Source organism: Chromobacterium sp. W521, assembly GCF_052805975.1.
This window is the reverse complement of the sequence record NZ_JBRBAF010000005.1, coordinates 334,052-348,683: the sequence shown is the minus strand read 5'-3', so window position 1 is coordinate 348,683 and position 14,632 is coordinate 334,052. Positions and strand designations below refer to the sequence as shown.

The 14,632-nt window shown below is 63.5% G+C and carries 15 protein-coding genes; 14 read left to right on the top strand and 1 reads right to left on the bottom strand.

Going from position 1 to position 14,632, the window contains the following annotated elements:
* Nucleotides 1-5: 5 nt before the first annotated feature.
* The 12 genes from ACUXV1_RS10195 (at nt 6) to ACUXV1_RS10140 (ending at nt 11,311) form a co-directional block, all read left to right on the top strand.
* The gene (locus tag ACUXV1_RS10195) at nt 6-482 is read left to right on the top strand and encodes a prepilin-type N-terminal cleavage/methylation domain-containing protein (protein WP_446015340.1); all 477 of its coding nucleotides are present in this window, start codon (nt 6-8) and stop codon (nt 480-482) included.
* Nucleotides 479-859, top strand: a complete 381-nt coding sequence (gene gspI, locus ACUXV1_RS10190) for a type II secretion system minor pseudopilin GspI (RefSeq protein WP_019100907.1) — start codon at nt 479-481, stop codon at nt 857-859. The genes ACUXV1_RS10195 and gspI overlap by 4 nt, the downstream gene beginning before the upstream one ends.
* Complete coding sequence (locus ACUXV1_RS10185) at nt 856-1,431, top strand: type II secretion system protein GspJ (RefSeq protein ID WP_043637878.1); 576 nt, start codon at nt 856-858, stop codon at nt 1,429-1,431. Before gspI ends, ACUXV1_RS10185 begins: the two co-directional genes overlap by 4 nt.
* A 29-nt stretch (nt 1,432-1,460) precedes the next feature.
* Nucleotides 1,461-2,408 carry a type II secretion system minor pseudopilin GspK gene (gspK, locus tag ACUXV1_RS10180; protein ID WP_446015339.1) on the top strand — a complete coding sequence of 316 codons (948 nt, stop codon included), beginning with the start codon at nt 1,461-1,463 and terminating at the stop codon, nt 2,406-2,408.
* Nucleotides 2,395-3,585 carry a type II secretion system protein GspL gene (gene gspL, locus ACUXV1_RS10175; protein WP_446015338.1) on the top strand — a complete coding sequence of 397 codons (1,191 nt, stop codon included), beginning with the start codon at nt 2,395-2,397 and terminating at the stop codon, nt 3,583-3,585. Before gspK ends, gspL begins: the two co-directional genes overlap by 14 nt.
* A 1-nt stretch (nt 3,586) precedes the next feature.
* Nucleotides 3,587-4,096, top strand: a complete 510-nt coding sequence (gspM, locus tag ACUXV1_RS10170) for a type II secretion system protein GspM (protein WP_019100911.1) — start codon at nt 3,587-3,589, stop codon at nt 4,094-4,096.
* Nucleotides 4,093-4,842: a type II secretion system protein N gene (locus ACUXV1_RS10165; RefSeq protein WP_337882191.1), complete on the top strand. Its 750-nt coding sequence runs from the start codon at nt 4,093-4,095 to the stop codon at nt 4,840-4,842. Before gspM ends, ACUXV1_RS10165 begins: the two co-directional genes overlap by 4 nt.
* Nucleotides 4,843-5,110: 268 nt before the next feature.
* Nucleotides 5,111-6,238, top strand: a complete 1,128-nt coding sequence (gene carA, locus ACUXV1_RS10160) for a glutamine-hydrolyzing carbamoyl-phosphate synthase small subunit (RefSeq protein WP_114153180.1) — start codon at nt 5,111-5,113, stop codon at nt 6,236-6,238.
* 15 nt (nt 6,239-6,253) lie between these two features.
* The gene (gene leuE, locus ACUXV1_RS10155) at nt 6,254-6,904 is read left to right on the top strand and encodes a leucine efflux protein LeuE (RefSeq protein ID WP_019100914.1); all 651 of its coding nucleotides are present in this window, start codon (nt 6,254-6,256) and stop codon (nt 6,902-6,904) included.
* A gap of 91 nt (nt 6,905-6,995) precedes the next feature.
* Entirely contained in the window at nt 6,996-10,205 is a 3,210-nt protein-coding gene (gene carB / locus ACUXV1_RS10150) for a carbamoyl-phosphate synthase large subunit (protein WP_019100915.1), read from the top strand.
* Between the two features lie 138 nt (nt 10,206-10,343).
* Nucleotides 10,344-10,820 (top strand): transcription elongation factor GreA, encoded by a 477-nt coding sequence (gene greA, locus ACUXV1_RS10145; protein WP_019100916.1) that lies wholly within the window; start codon nt 10,344-10,346, stop codon nt 10,818-10,820.
* Nucleotides 10,821-10,882: 62 nt separating this feature from the next.
* Nucleotides 10,883-11,311: a DUF4149 domain-containing protein gene (locus ACUXV1_RS10140; RefSeq protein ID WP_043591328.1), complete on the top strand. Its 429-nt coding sequence runs from the start codon at nt 10,883-10,885 to the stop codon at nt 11,309-11,311.
* Between the two features lie 246 nt (nt 11,312-11,557).
* On the opposite strand, the gene yhbY is transcribed toward ACUXV1_RS10140, so the two are convergent.
* Nucleotides 11,558-11,878 carry a ribosome assembly RNA-binding protein YhbY gene (yhbY, locus tag ACUXV1_RS10135; protein ID WP_019103533.1) on the bottom strand — a complete coding sequence of 107 codons (321 nt, stop codon included), beginning with the start codon at nt 11,876-11,878 and terminating at the stop codon, nt 11,558-11,560.
* Nucleotides 11,879-12,014: 136 nt separating this feature from the next.
* On the opposite strand from yhbY, the gene rlmE reads away from it, so the two are divergent.
* A complete protein-coding gene (gene rlmE / locus ACUXV1_RS10130) occupies nt 12,015-12,632 on the top strand; it encodes a 23S rRNA (uridine(2552)-2'-O)-methyltransferase RlmE (RefSeq protein ID WP_043591324.1) in 618 nt (205 codons plus the stop codon).
* An 83-nt stretch (nt 12,633-12,715) separates the two neighbouring features.
* The gene (gene ftsH / locus ACUXV1_RS10125; protein WP_446015337.1) at nt 12,716-14,626 is read left to right on the top strand and encodes an ATP-dependent zinc metalloprotease FtsH; all 1,911 of its coding nucleotides are present in this window, start codon (nt 12,716-12,718) and stop codon (nt 14,624-14,626) included.
* The last annotated feature ends 6 nt before the right edge of the window (nt 14,627-14,632 follow it).

Genomic DNA, 14,632 nt, shown 5'->3' with positions numbered 1-14,632 from the left:
CGTTGATGAGCTCCTCCCTTCCGGCGCGCGGCTTCACCCTGATTGAGGTGATGGTGGTGATGCTGATCATCGGCGTGCTGGCCACCACGGTGACGCTCAGCATGCGGCCGGATACCCATCGTCAGGCTTCGGATGAGGCCTACCGATTGGCGCGGGTGCTGGAGCAGGCGGCGGACGCCGCCGAAATGGGGGATCCGCTGGCCCTGATGTGGGATGCCAAGGGTTATGGTTTCCGTCGTCGCGGCGACAACGGGGACTGGGGCGGCGCCAACGACGAATTGCTGGCCGACCGGCTGTGGCCGGAGGGTGTGCACGGCGGCTCGCTGTTGCTGGACGGCCAACCCTGGCCGGCGGGGCGGCCGCTGCTCTTGTGGCAGGACGGGCGCGCCAACGCGCTGGCTTTGCAGATCAAGACCGAGACGCGCAGCTTGGCCGTGACCCTGTCGCCGTTGGGACGCAGCCGGGTGGACGAAGGCTCATGAAGCGCGAGCGCGGCTTTACCTTGTTTGAAGTGTTGGTGGCGCTGGCCATCATCGCGGTGGCCTTGGGCGCGTTGTTGCGAGCCACCGGTCTGGCCGCCGACAACGGCGAAGGCATGAAGCGCCGGATGCAGGCGGCCTGGGAGGCGCAGAACATGATCGCGCTGATGCAGGCGCGCCGCGAATGGCCGGACGTGGGCGAGCAGGCTGGAGAATTGGACGACGACGGCGCGCGCTGGCGCTGGCAGCGCGTGATCAGCCAGACGCCCAACCCCAATTTCCGCAAGGTGGTGGTGCGGGTGTTGGCTCAGGGCGATGGCCGTTATGTGCTGGCCGAGATGACCGGCTACCTGCGCATGAATGTTGGAGGCGGGTCGTGAGGGACGGCCGGCAGGGCGGCATGACCTTGATCGAGATTTTGGTGGCGATGAGCTTGCTCGCCATCTTGTCGGTGCTCGGCTACAAGGCGTTCGGCTCCTTGCTGATCTCGCGCGAACGGCTGATGCAGACCAGTGAGCAATGGGTGGACGCCGCGCGCGCCTTCCGGCGGCTGGAGGGCGATTTGACCGGTCAGATGCCGGCGCCGACGCAAGGGCAGGGGCCGAGCTTGGGCGGCAGCCAACTGTTGCTGCAAAGCGACGGCGACGGACAGACGCTGACCCTGCAGAGTTTTTCCGCCCGCTATCCCGGCGGGCAGGAGCGCATCAGCTACCATGCCGGCGCGCAAGGCCTCAGCTGGGCGGCGGGCGACGCCCAGGGCGCGGCGCCGACCGCCTACGTGCTTTTGGGCAAGGACGCCGCGGTGCGATGGCGCGTGATGTTGGACGACGGCAACTGGCTGGAGAACTGGCCGCCGCGAGAAGCCAGCTCGGCGCGCAGCCCGCGCGCGCTGGAAATGCGCATCCGCATGCCGGGCAATGAATGGGCGAAACGGATATGGGCGCTGCCATGAGGGCGTCGGGGAGCCGGAAGCAGCGCGGCATGGCGGTGATCATGGCCTTGCTGATCGTGGCGCTGGCTACCACCGCCGCCTCGCTGGTGCTATGGCAGCAAGGCCTGTGGTGGCACCAACTGGACAATGATCGCAATCGCGCCCAACTGCGCCTGGTGGCGGACGCCGGCCTGGGCTGGGCGATGGAAATCCTGCGTTTCAACAACGGCGCGGCCGGCAACGGCGTGGTGGCCTTGTCTCAGCTGTGGGCGCAACCTTTGCCGCAGACCGAGGCGCAGGGCGTGACCGTGGCCGGGCAGTTGAGCGATCTGCAGGGACGCTTCAATCTGAATTCACTAGTGCAGAACGGCCAGACCAATGCGCGGCAGCTGGTGTTCTACAAGCGGCTGTTGACCACGCTGGGTCTGCCCACGCGCTTGTCCGAACCGCTGGTCAGGCAGTTGCGCGGCGGCAAGGATTCGGAGGACGCCAGCCAGCCGGCGAGCGAGAGTCGGCCGCGGGAGCCGGGCGCGGCGGCGCCGGGCCATCCGCTGCTTCGCGTGGAGATGTTGCGCTGGTTGCCGGGCTACACCCCTGAAGTGTTGGACAAGCTGCTGCCGCACGTGGCGGCCTTGCCGGCGGACGTTAGCCAGATCAACGTCAACACCGCCACGCCGGCGGTGATGAAAACGCTGTTGCCCGGCGTGGGCGACGGCAATTTGCTGGTTTTGCTCAACCAGCGCAAGGTCAATTACTACAAGGACGCCAACGATTTCAAGGCGCGGTTGCCGGCGCCGGGCATCGTCGCCGACACCGATATCGGGGCGGCGTCCAATTACTTCATGCTGGACAGTTCGGCCCGGTTGGAACGGGCGCGGCTGGAAATGCGGGCGCTGATCTACAGCAATATGAATGTGGTGAAGGCGTTGTGGCGGCAAGACGGCGCGGTCCGCCCGCCGCCGGCAAGGGGAAACGGAAATCAGAATGACAACGCTTAGACTCTATTTGCGGGCCGGTTGGCCCGATAGCGAACCGGGGCTGCCCTGGGCCTTGCTGGGCGCGCGCGGCGAGCCGAGCGCTCAGGGCGACAGCGCGCCGGCCGGCTGGCCGCGCGCCGATCGTTGCGAACTGATCCTGCCTGCCGGCCGCACTCTGTTCACCCAGGCGCGGCTGCCGGCCGCGGTCAAGCAGCCGACGGCGGCGATGATGGGTTTCGCTCTGGAGGAGGGGCTGATCAATGATCCCTCCGCCAATCTTTACGCTCTTGGCGGGGAGTTGCCGGATGGCAGCCGGGCAGTGGCGGTGACCGAGGCGTTTCCGGTGCGCCGCGCCGTGGCCATGCTCAAGAGCGCCGGGCGGCTCTGCGACCGCATCCTGCCGGAGGAAAGCCTGTTGCCGTCGCCTGCGCGCGACGGTTGGAGCGTGGCGCGCGGTAGCGAGGGCTGGCTGCTGCGGCTGAGCGCCACGCGCGCGGCCTGGCTGCCCTATTGCGGCGAAACCACCGAACAACGGTTGTTTGCACGGCTGGCGACACAGCTGCCGCCGGCCAGCCTGATTGTGTGCGGGGCTGAAGCAGCCGGTCTGATCGGCTCGCGCCTGCCCGCGTGGCAAGGCGAGCCCAAGCAATTGGCCGCTCATGATTGGCGGCATGGCCAGGCACAACAGGCTTTCGATTTCGCCAACGGCGAATTGGCGGCCAATCGCCGCTGGCGCGACTGGGGGCCGGCGCTGAGACGGACCGGGCTGGTGCTGGGCGGCTTGCTGGCGGCGCAGCTGGCGTTGACCCTGAGTCAGGCCGGCTGGTACGCCTGGCAGAAACAAAGCCTGTCGGCCGACATTCGCGCCGCCGCCAAACCTTGGATAGGCGGTCAGGCGATGCCGGGCAGCAGCGCGCTGGCAATGACGCGGGCGGTGGACAAGCTGCGGCTGAGCCACGGCCTGCCGGCTCGCGACGACGCCTTGGAACTGATGGGCGCGCTGGCCGCGCTCAGCGGCCGCGATTTGCAGACCCGCACGCTTAGCTACGAAGGCGGGCGGCTCAAGCTGCAAGTGGCGGACGTGCCGGGGGAAACCTTGCAGCGCTGGCGCAGTCAACTGGCGGCTAAGCAAATCCGCTTGGACGTGACCGCCACTCAGCAAGGGACCAAAGAACTCAGCTTGTCCCGGGAGCCTTGAAATGAAGCAATACCGTGAACAATTCGTCGCCTACTGGCGGCAGCGCAGCCGCCGGGAACAAGGGCTGCTGCTGGCGATGGCCGTCGTGCTCGGCGTCGGCGTGCTCTACGCCGGCGTTTGGGAGCCTGCGGGCAAATCGGTAGAGCGCAACCGCGCCGCGGCGGCGCGCCTTCAAGCCGAACTAAGCCATGTGCAGTCTTTGGCTCGCGAGGCAGAGCAACTGAAGCGCCAGCCCGCGCAAGCGGCGCTGCCCGCCAAGGAGCTATTGCCGGTGATTCGTCAGGTGGCGCAGAGCCAAGGCTTGTCCGAGGCTGGCTGGCACTTGAGCCCCGAGGGCGAGTCCGGCGTGGCGATGGAGGGGACGATGGCGTTCGACGCCTGGGTCAAGTTGGCCGGCGTGCTGGCGGCTCAGCATCAGGTGCGCGTGCTCAGCGTGAGGGCGGAGGCGCAGCCGATGCCGGGCCAAGTGCATATCAAGGCGCTGCTGGCGCATGCCGGAGGCGGCGCATGAAACGAAAGATTCTGATTGGCGCGCTATTGGGCGCGTTGTTTCTGACCGGCCTGGTCGCCGCCTTGCCGGCGACCTTGCTGTCGTTGCCGCTGTTGCGAGCCACCGGCGACCGCTGGCAGTTCAGCGGTGCGCAAGGAACGGTGTGGCAGGGCAAGACGCAGTTGGTCTATGTAGGGGACAAGGGCGAGGTGTTGCCCATGAGCAGGATTGGCTGGAATTTCCAGCCCAAGGCCCTGTTGTCTGGCCGGGCGATCTGGTTGCTGGAAAGCGACGGCCAGGACGGCAAGTTGGAATGGGGCTGGGGCGGCGTGGAGGTGAACGGCGTGAACCTGACGCTGCCGGTGGCGGCGCTGGCGAATCTGTCCAAGACTTGGCAGGCGGCGCGGCTGGGCGGCGATCTGCAGCTCAAGGTCGGCCAGTTCAGCCGCAAGAGCGGCCAATTGGCCGGCAATCTCCAGCTCAGCTGGCTGGGCGCGGCCTCGCCGTTGAGCCCATTGTCTCCGTTTGGCTCTTACCAGATGGACGTCAACGGCGCCGGCGCGGGCGTGGCGTTGAACGTGGCGACGCTGGATGGGCCGCTGAATCTGAGCGGGCAGGGGCAGTGGCAGCCGGGAGCGGCCTTCGCGCTGAGCGGCAGCGCCGACAGCCCTCCGGAGAAATACGACGCCCTGAAGCCGTTGATGTTGATGCTGGGTAAACCGAGCGGACCGACCAGCGTGCAATGGCAGATTCGCCCCGGGGCTTGATGCCCGTTCATTTGTCATTTTATGGAATTTTCTTGTGATTTTTCCTGTCTGGCGTTACTATAGAAAGGTTTAACCAAACGGGACTGATGCGCCAGGCATCGAGTCCCGTTCTTCACATAAAGCAATTCGAAAACTTAGGGTAGGGACAGATCCCATCTGTCGCGGCCAGGGTCTTGCGCGAGCAAGGCGGCCAGGCAGGCGGACGGGGTCAAACAAACCGGCGCAGCCGGTTTTTCCTTACCCGCCGCAAACGCAATAGGAGCAGCTTGTGTCAACCGTACCCGCAATCCTTGTCTTGGCCGACGGCACCGTGTTCAAGGGCAGTGCTATCGGGGCCGCCGGACATACGGTGGGCGAGGTGGTGTTCAATACCGCCATCACCGGCTATCAGGAGATTTTGACCGACCCCTCCTATACCAAACAGATCGTCACCCTGACTTATCCCCATATCGGCAACGTCGGCGCGAATTCGGAAGACACCGAATCTCGCGCCGTTTTTGCATCCGGCCTGATCATTCGCGATCTGCCGCTGTTGCACAGCAACTTCCGCGCCGAAGATTCCTTGTCCGCTTATCTGAAGCGGCACAATGTCGTCGCCATCGCAGACATCGATACCCGCCGCCTGACTCGCATCCTGCGCGAAAAGGGCGCTCAGGCCGGCTGCGTCATGGCCGGGGATGTCGATGAGGCGCGCGCGCTGGAACTGGCGCGGGGCTTCGGCTCCATGGCCGGCCAGGATCTGGCCCAGGTGGTCAGCTGCGACAAGCCGTACGCCTGGACCGAGCGCGAGTGGACATTGGGCGCCGGCTATCAAGTGCAGTCGTCTACCCGCTTCCATGTGGTCGCCTACGACTTCGGCGTCAAGCACAATATTCTGCGCATGCTGGCCGAACGCGGCTGTCAGTTGACGGTGGTGCCGGCCAAGACCCCGGCCGCCGACGTGCTGGCGCTGAATCCGCACGGCGTCTTCCTGTCCAACGGCCCTGGCGATCCGGAACCGTGCGATTACGCCATCGCCGCCATCCGGGACATCCTGAACGCCAAGCTGCCGGTATTCGGCATTTGCCTCGGCCATCAACTGTTGGGCCTGGCTAGCGGCGGCAAGACGTCCAAGATGAAGTTCGGCCACCACGGCGCCAACCATCCGGTGCAGGACCTGGACAGCGGCCGGGTGATGATCACCAGCCAGAACCATGGTTTCCAGGTGGATGAAACCAGCCTGCCGGCCAACGTGCGCGTGACTCACCGTTCCTTGTTCGACGGCACGGTGCAGGGCATCGCATTGACCGACCGTCCGGCCTTCTCCTTCCAGGGCCACCCGGAAGCCAGCCCGGGGCCGGAAGACGTCGCTTATCTGTTCGACCGTTTCATCGCCTCGATGGCGGAACGCGTTTAAGCGGGGAGCGGGGACATGCTGGGGATTACCGATCTCACCACCTATCTGCTGGGCGCCGTTCTCATTGTGCTGTTGCCGGGGCCCAACTCCATGTATGTGCTGTCGGTGGCGGCGCAGCGCGGCACGCGCGCCGGCTTTGCCGGCGCCGGCGGCATTATCATCGGCGACTTTATCCTGATGACGCTGGCGGCGACTGGTGCGGCCGGTCTGCTGAAGGCCAACCCGATGCTGTTCGCCGTGGTCAAGTATCTGGGCGGCGGCTATCTGGCCTGGCTGGGCTTCAATATGCTGCGCGGCGCGCTGACGGCCTGGCGCCGCTCCGCCCGCGGCGAAGCGGCCGAGGCCAAGTCGGTGCTGGTGGGAGAGGAAAATCCTTTCGTCAAAGCCTTGCTGATCAGCTTGATGAATCCGAAGGCCATCCTGTTTTTCGTGTCCTTCTTTGTTCAATTCGTTGATCCCGCTTACCCGCATCCTGCGCTGACCTTCGTCGCGCTGGGGCTGATCGTGGAAGCGTGCAGCACGCTGTATCTGACCGCGCTGATCGTCGCCGGCCACCGGCTGGCCCAGGCCTTCCGCCGCCGTCGCAAGTTGAGCGCGGCGCTGGGAGGCTCGGTGGGCGCGCTGTTCGTCGGCTTCGGCGCCAAGCTGGCCGCGGCCAGCTTGTAACGCAGAGATTTAATATTCGCCGTGAAGCGGTCGGGCGTCCCAGGCGTCCGGGCTTCGCGGCAAACAAAATGCAATCATAAAGAGTAGAACCATGCCAAAGCGTAGCGACCTCAAAAGCATTCTGATCATCGGAGCCGGCCCCATCGTCATCGGCCAGGCCTGCGAATTCGACTACTCCGGCGCGCAAGCGTGCAAGGCCCTGCGCGAAGAGGGCTACAAAGTCATCCTGGTGAACTCCAACCCGGCCACCATCATGACCGATCCGGACATGGCCGATGTCACCTACATCGAGCCCATCACTTGGAAAGTGGTGGAAAAGATCATCGCCAAGGAGCGCCCGGACGCCATCCTGCCGACCATGGGCGGCCAGACCGCGCTGAACTGCGCGCTGGACCTGGCCAAGAACGGGGTGTTGGAAAAATACAAGGTGGAGCTGATCGGTGCCACCGAGGACGCCATCGACAAGGCCGAAGACCGTGGCCGTTTCAAGGAAGCGATGGCCAAGATCGGCCTGTCCTGCCCGCTGTCCTTTGTTTGCCACACCATGGAAGCGGCGCTGGACGCGCAGTCCAAGGTGGGCTTCCCGACACTGATCCGCCCGTCCTTCACCATGGGCGGTTCCGGCGGCGGCATCGCCTACAACCGCGAAGAATTCCTGGCCATCTGCGAGCGTGGTTTCGAAGCCTCTCCCACCCATGAGTTGCTGATCGAACAATCGGTGCTGGGCTGGAAAGAGTATGAAATGGAGGTGGTGCGCGACAAGAACGACAACTGCATCATCATTTGCTCGATCGAGAACTTCGACCCGATGGGCGTGCACACTGGCGACTCTATCACCGTGGCGCCGGCGCAAACGCTGACCGACAAGGAATACCAGATCATGCGCAACGCCAGCCTGGCGGTGCTGCGCGAGATCGGCGTGGACACCGGCGGTTCCAATGTGCAGTTCGCCACCAATCCGGCCACCGGCGAAATGATCGTCATCGAAATGAACCCGCGCGTCAGCCGTTCCTCGGCCTTGGCGTCCAAGGCCACCGGCTTCCCCATCGCCAAGATCGCGGCCAAGCTGGCGGTGGGCTTCACGCTGGACGAATTGAAGAACGACATCACCGGCGGCGCCACCCCGGCCTCCTTCGAACCGTCCATCGACTACGTGGTCACCAAGATTCCGCGTTTCGCCTTTGAAAAATTCCCGCAGGCCGACGACCGCCTGACCACCCAGATGAAGTCGGTGGGCGAGGTGATGGCGATGGGCCGCACCTTGCAGGAATCGATGCAGAAAGCGCTGCGCGGTCTGGAAACCGGCCTGGCCGGCTTCGACCCGGTCACGAGCGACGAAGCGGCTATCCGCCATGAACTGGGCACGCCGGGACCGGAGCGCATCCTGTATGTGGCCGATGCCTTCCGCATCGGCATGAGCCGCGACGATATCCACGCGGTCAGCAAGATCGACCCCTGGTTCCTGGCGCAGATCGAAGACCTGATTGGCGAAGAACAAGCGCTGGCCGGCCGCAAGATCGAAGAACTGGACTACGCAGAACTGCGCCGCTTGAAGCGCAAGGGCTTCTCCGACCGTCGTCTGGGCGAGCTCTTGGGCTCGGACCAGGCCGCGGTGCGCGCCAAGCGCTGGAGCCTGAACCTGCACCCGGTGTACAAGCGCGTGGACACCTGCGCCGCCGAATTCGCCACCAACACCGCCTATATGTACTCCAGCTACGAGGAGGAGTGCGAGTCCAACCCGTCCGACCGCAAGAAGGTGATGGTGCTGGGCGGCGGGCCGAACCGCATCGGTCAGGGCATCGAGTTCGACTACTGCTGCGTGCACGCTGCGCTGGCGCTGCGCGAATCCGGTTTCGAGACCATCATGGTCAACTGCAACCCGGAAACCGTATCCACCGACTACGACACCTCCGACCGCCTGTACTTCGAACCGTTGACGCTGGAAGACGTGCTGGAAATCTGCCGTATCGAAAAACCGTTCGGCGTCATCGTCCAGTACGGCGGCCAGACCCCGCTGAAACTGGCGCGCGCGCTGGAAGCCAACGGCGTGCCCATCATCGGCACCACCCCGGATATGATCGACGCCGCCGAGGACCGCGAGCGCTTCCAGAAGCTGCTGCACGAGCTGGGCCTGAAGCAGCCTCCCAACCGCACCGCGCGCGCGCCGGCCGAAGCGATGAAGCTGGCCGAGGAAATCGGCTATCCGCTGGTGGTGCGCCCGTCCTACGTGCTGGGCGGCCGCGCGATGGAAATCGTCCACGAGCCGGCCGATCTGGAGCGCTATATGCGCGAGGCGGTGAAGGTGTCCAATGACAGCCCGGTGCTGCTGGACCGCTTCCTCAACGATGCCATCGAAGTCGACGTCGACTGCGTGTCCGACGGCGAGAACGTGGTGATCGGCGGCATCATGCAGCACGTGGAGCAGGCCGGGGTTCACTCCGGCGATTCCGCCTGCTCGCTGCCGCCGTACAGCCTGTTCCCGGCGGTGCAGGATGAAATCCGCCGCCAGACAGTGGCCATGGCCCGCGCTTTGAACGTGGTTGGCCTGATGAACGTGCAGTTCGCCATTCAGGGCGACACCATCTACGTGCTGGAAGTGAATCCGCGCGCCAGCCGCACCGTGCCCTTCGTCTCCAAAGTGACTTCCGCGCCGCTGGCCAAGATCGCGGCGCGCGCGATGGCCGGTATCGGCCTCAACGAGCAGGGCTTCACCAAGGAGGTGATTCCGCCGTTCTACGCGGTGAAGGAAGCGGTATTCCCCTTCATCAAGTTCCCCGGCGTGGACACCATCCTGGGGCCAGAAATGAAGTCCACCGGCGAGGTGATGGGTGTGGGCAAAACCTTTGCCGAAGCCTATGTGAAGGGTCAGCTGGGCGCAGGCGACCGTCTGCCCAAGACCGGCAAGGTGTTCTTGTCCGTGCGCGACAGCGACAAGAACGGCGCGGTGGAAGTGGCGCGCGAACTGCAGCGGTTAGGCTTTGGCGTCTGCGCGACGCGCGGCACCGCCAAGCATTTGTCCGCGGCTGGCATCGTGGTGCAGGTGGTCAACAAGGTTAATGAAGGCCGCCCGCACATCGTCGACATGATCAAAAACTCGGAAATCGATCTGCTGATCAACACCGTCGACGAAAAGCGCCAGGCGATTCAAGACAGTCACTCCATCCGCCGTTCGGCCTTGCAGGCGCGGATTCCGCAGTACACCACCCTGGCCGGCGCCAAGGCAGTGTGCGTGGGCATGGCCCACGCCGAGGAGTTCGACGTCTACAGCGTGCAGGAACTGCACAGCCAGATTCAGGGCTGAGTCCTGACGCGGGGGCTTGGAAGCGGGAGGGGTTTGCCGTTACAATCCCTCCCATAACCCGCTACTTCAAGCCGCCGTCCAGTACGGCGGCTTGTGCTTTTGATGAAGGCGGATGCCGCCTCTGGAGAGAATTCTGAAATGATCAAAGTCCCGTTGACCGTGCGCGGTGCCGAGCTGCTGAAAGAAGAGCTGCAACGCCTCAAGAGCGTGGAACGTCCGGCAGTGATCGAGGCGATTGCCGAGGCTCGCTCGCATGGCGACCTGTCCGAGAACGCCGAATACGACGCCGCCAAGGAGCGTCAGGGTTTTGTCGAAGGCCGCATCGCCGAACTGGAAGGCAAGATTTCCAACGCGCTGATCGTGAACCCGGCTGAACTGGACGCCGACGGCCGCGTGGTGTTCGGCGCCACCGTCGAACTGATGGACCTGGAGACGGAGGAAAACGTCACCTACCAGATCGTTGGCGACGACGAGGCCGATATCAAGGTATGCAAGGTGTCGGTGAACTCCCCGATCGCGCGCGCGCTGATCGGCAAGGAAGCCGGCGACGTGGCCGAGGTGGTGGCTCCGGGCGGCATCCGCGAATACGAAGTGCTCGACGTCAAATACATCTGAGTCCCGCCGACGAGCGGGCCGGACGGTCCGCGCGCGGCGCGGCGTGGGAGAGGGACTGAGACATGGATGGATTGCGTTCCATCGCCAAGACGTTCTGGATTGGCGGCTTATGGGTAATCGGCATCATCGTGGCGCCGGTGCTGTTCGCCATGCTGGACCGGGTCACCGCCGGCATGGTGGCTGGTAAGCTGTTCGCCAGCATCGCCTGGGTAGGGCTGGTGTGCGGGGCGATTCTGCTGGTGGACCATATCCGCCGCAACGGCGCGGCCGGGGTCAAGGAAAGCGGCTTCTGGCTGGTGATGGGCATGCTGGCCTGCACGCTGATCAATCATTTCGCCGTCACTCCCATCATCGCCAACCTCAAAGCGCAGATGAATCATGCGGCCGAAGGCCTGTTCGGCGGCGGCTTCGCCACCTGGCATGCGATTTCCAGCCTGATCTATCTGGTGCAGAGCTTGATGGGTTTGGTTTACGTCTGGCGCAACGACTAAGAACCTGTTCACGATCTGCTGCGCGTTGTGAGAGGTTGCACGGTGAGTACCGCTTCGAAATGCTGATGTGCCACTTGACCATTCCGCTTTTTCGCTCGTTTTCGCCTTGTCTCGCTCTTGCTCGCGAGATCTTGGACACGTTCTAAGGCGCCGTTCACGGTTCGTGAATATCCCGTTTGGAGCGGACAAAACAAAAGCGGTGGCATGCCACCGCTTTTCTTCAAGCGCGATCGCCGTGAACGGCGTTCAGCCTTTCAGCGCCTGCTTGTTCTTGGGCAGAATGATGCGTTGTTTATCGCTTGGACGCCACAGCACCAGCAACTTGCCGATGTGCTGGACCGGGGCGGCGCCCAGGTCTTCGCAGATCTGCTCGAACATGGCGACGCGCGCTTCGCGGTCGTCGCCCTGCACGCGGACCTTGATCAGTTCGTGTGCGTCCAGATTGATGGCGATTTCGCGGATCACCGCTTCGGTCAGGCCGTTGTTGCCTATCATCACCACCGGGTTGAGGTCGTGCGCCAGTCCCTGCAGATACTTGCGCTGGAACGGCTTGAGTTCAATTTTCATGAGAAATACGGATTTACAAAGCAAAAGCCGATTCTACTCGAGTTGGACGCTTTCCCAAAGTCCGGACCTAAAATAAATGAAAAACAACAGGATAGCGCGGCTGACCTGTTGCCCACCTTTTTAAGAGCACAGCGCAATGGCTAGAAGCAAGAGCAGCAACCACTGGTTGCAGGAACACGTCAACGATCCCTATGTCAACCAAGCGCAGAAAGACGGCTACCGCGCGCGGGCCGCTTACAAGCTGCTGGAAATCAACGACAAGGACAAGCTGATCCGTCCCGGCACGGTATTGGCCGATCTGGGGTCCACCCCCGGCAGTTGGTCGCAGGTGGCGGCGCGCATCGTCGGCGACAGCGGCAAGGTGTTCGCGCTCGACATTCTGGACATGGACCCGGTGCCCGGCGTCGACTTCATCCAGGGCGACTTCCGCGAGGAAGAAGTGCTGGCGCAATTCGTGCAATTGCTCGGCGGCCGCGAATTGGACCTTGTAATTTCCGATATGGCGCCCAATATGTCAGGCATGAGCGCCATTGACCAGGCCAGAAGTTTTCTGTTGTGCGAGCTGGCGTTGGAATTTGCGCGAGATCATTTGAAACCTGGCGGCCATTTTCTCGTCAAAGTGTTCCAGGGCAGCGATTTCCAAGCCTATCTCAAGTCCATGCGCGAGCTGTTCGACGAGGTAGTCACCCGCAAGCCGAAAGCGTCGCGCGACCGTTCCAGCGAAATTTACCTGCTGGGCAAAGGCCGACGCTGACATAAAGTGGCTCGCGGCGTACAATCAAAGCAAATATCTAGACAAGCAACCAAAAAGTCAGGGCACAGAGGAGTCCGCTACTCGTGAACAATATCGGCAAAAACATCGCGATATGGGTCATCATCGGTTTGGTACTGATGACGGTATTCAATCAGTTCAACAAGCGTCAGGATACCCAGAATCAGCTTGAATATTCGCAGTTCATCAGCGATGTCGAGTCCGGCAAGGTCCAGTCCCTGGCCATAGAAGGCCACCCGCTGCGCGGGCAATGGCTGAAAGGCAAGCTGACCGACGGCTCCGCGTTCAGCACCTACGCGCCTTACGACCCGCAACTGGTCGACGACCTGATCAAGAACAACGTTCGTTTCTCCGCCAAGCCGGAAGAGGAACCGTCGATGCTGATGAATATTTTCATCAGCTGGTTCCCGATGCTGCTGCTGATCGGCGTATGGGTGTTCTTCATGCGCCAGATGCAGGGGGGCGGCAAGGGCGGCGCGTTCTCCTTCGGCAAGAGCAAGGCCAGAATGTTGGATCAGGACGCCAATACCGTTACTTTCGCTGACGTCGCCGGTTGCGACGAGGCTAAGGAAGAAGTGAAGGAGATCGTCGATTATCTGCGTGACCCTTCCCGCTACCAGAGCTTGGGCGGCCGCATTCCGCGCGGCATCTTGCTGGCCGGCTCGCCTGGTACCGGCAAGACCTTGCTGGCCAAGGCCATCGCCGGCGAAGCCAAGGTGCCGTTCTTCAGCATTTCCGGTTCCGATTTCGTTGAAATGTTCGTCGGCGTGGGCGCGGCTCGCGTGCGCGACATGTTCGAGCAGGCCAAGAAGAACTCGCCGTGCATCATCTTCATCGACGAGATCGACGCGGTTGGTCGCCAACGCGGCGCCGGTCTGGGTGGCGGCAACGACGAGCGTGAACAGACGCTGAACCAGCTTCTGGTGGAAATGGACGGTTTCGACACCAATTCCACCGTGATCGTGATCGCCGCGACCAACCGTCCGGACGTGCTGGACCCTGCGCTGCAGCGTCCGGGCCGTTTCGACCGTCAGGTGGTGGTTCCGCTGCCCGATATCCGCGGCCGTGAACAGATTCTGGGCGTGCACATGCGCAAGGTGCCGATTGCCGCCGACGTCAATGCCGAGGTGATCGCGCGCGGCACGCCGGGTTTCTCCGGCGCCGACCTCGCCAACCTGATCAACGAAGCCGCCTTGTTCGCAGCGCGTCGCAACAAGCGCCTGGTGGACATGGAGGACCTCGAGTCCGCCAAGGACAAGATCATGATGGGCGCAGAGCGCCGCAGCATGGTGATGACCGACGAAGAGAAGCGCAACACCGCTTACCACGAGTCCGGCCACGCCGTCGTCGCCAAGCTCTTGCCCAAGGCGGACCCGGTGCACAAGGTCACCATCATCCCGCGCGGCCGCGCGCTGGGCGTGACCATGCAGTTGCCGGAGCAGGACCGCTTCGCCTATGACCGAGGTTATCTGCTGGACCGCATCGCCATCTTGTTCGGCGGCCGCATCGCGGAAGAGCTGTTCATGAATCAGATGACCACCGGCGCTTCCAACGACTTCGAGCGCGCCACGCAAATGGCGCGCGACATGGTGACCCGCTACGGCATGAGCGACAAGCTGGGCCCGATGGTGTACGGCGAGAACGAGGGCGAAGTCTTCCTCGGCCGCTCCATCACTACCCACAAAAACCTGTCTGAAGCCACCATGCAGCAGGTGGACGCTGAAATTCGCCGCATTATCGACGAGCAATACGCGCTGGCGCGCCGCTTGCTGGAAGAGAACCGCGACAAAGTCGAGGCGATGACCGCCGCGCTGCTGGAATGGGAAACCATCGATGCGGATCAGATCAACGACCTGATGGACGGCAAGCCGCCGCGTCCGCCCAAGCCTGGCACTGGTTTCGCGGCCAAGCCGCAGGAAGACAAACCGACGCCGCCGGCCGCCGAGCCGACCGCCGATCCGGCCCAGGAAGTCTGAGTCTCT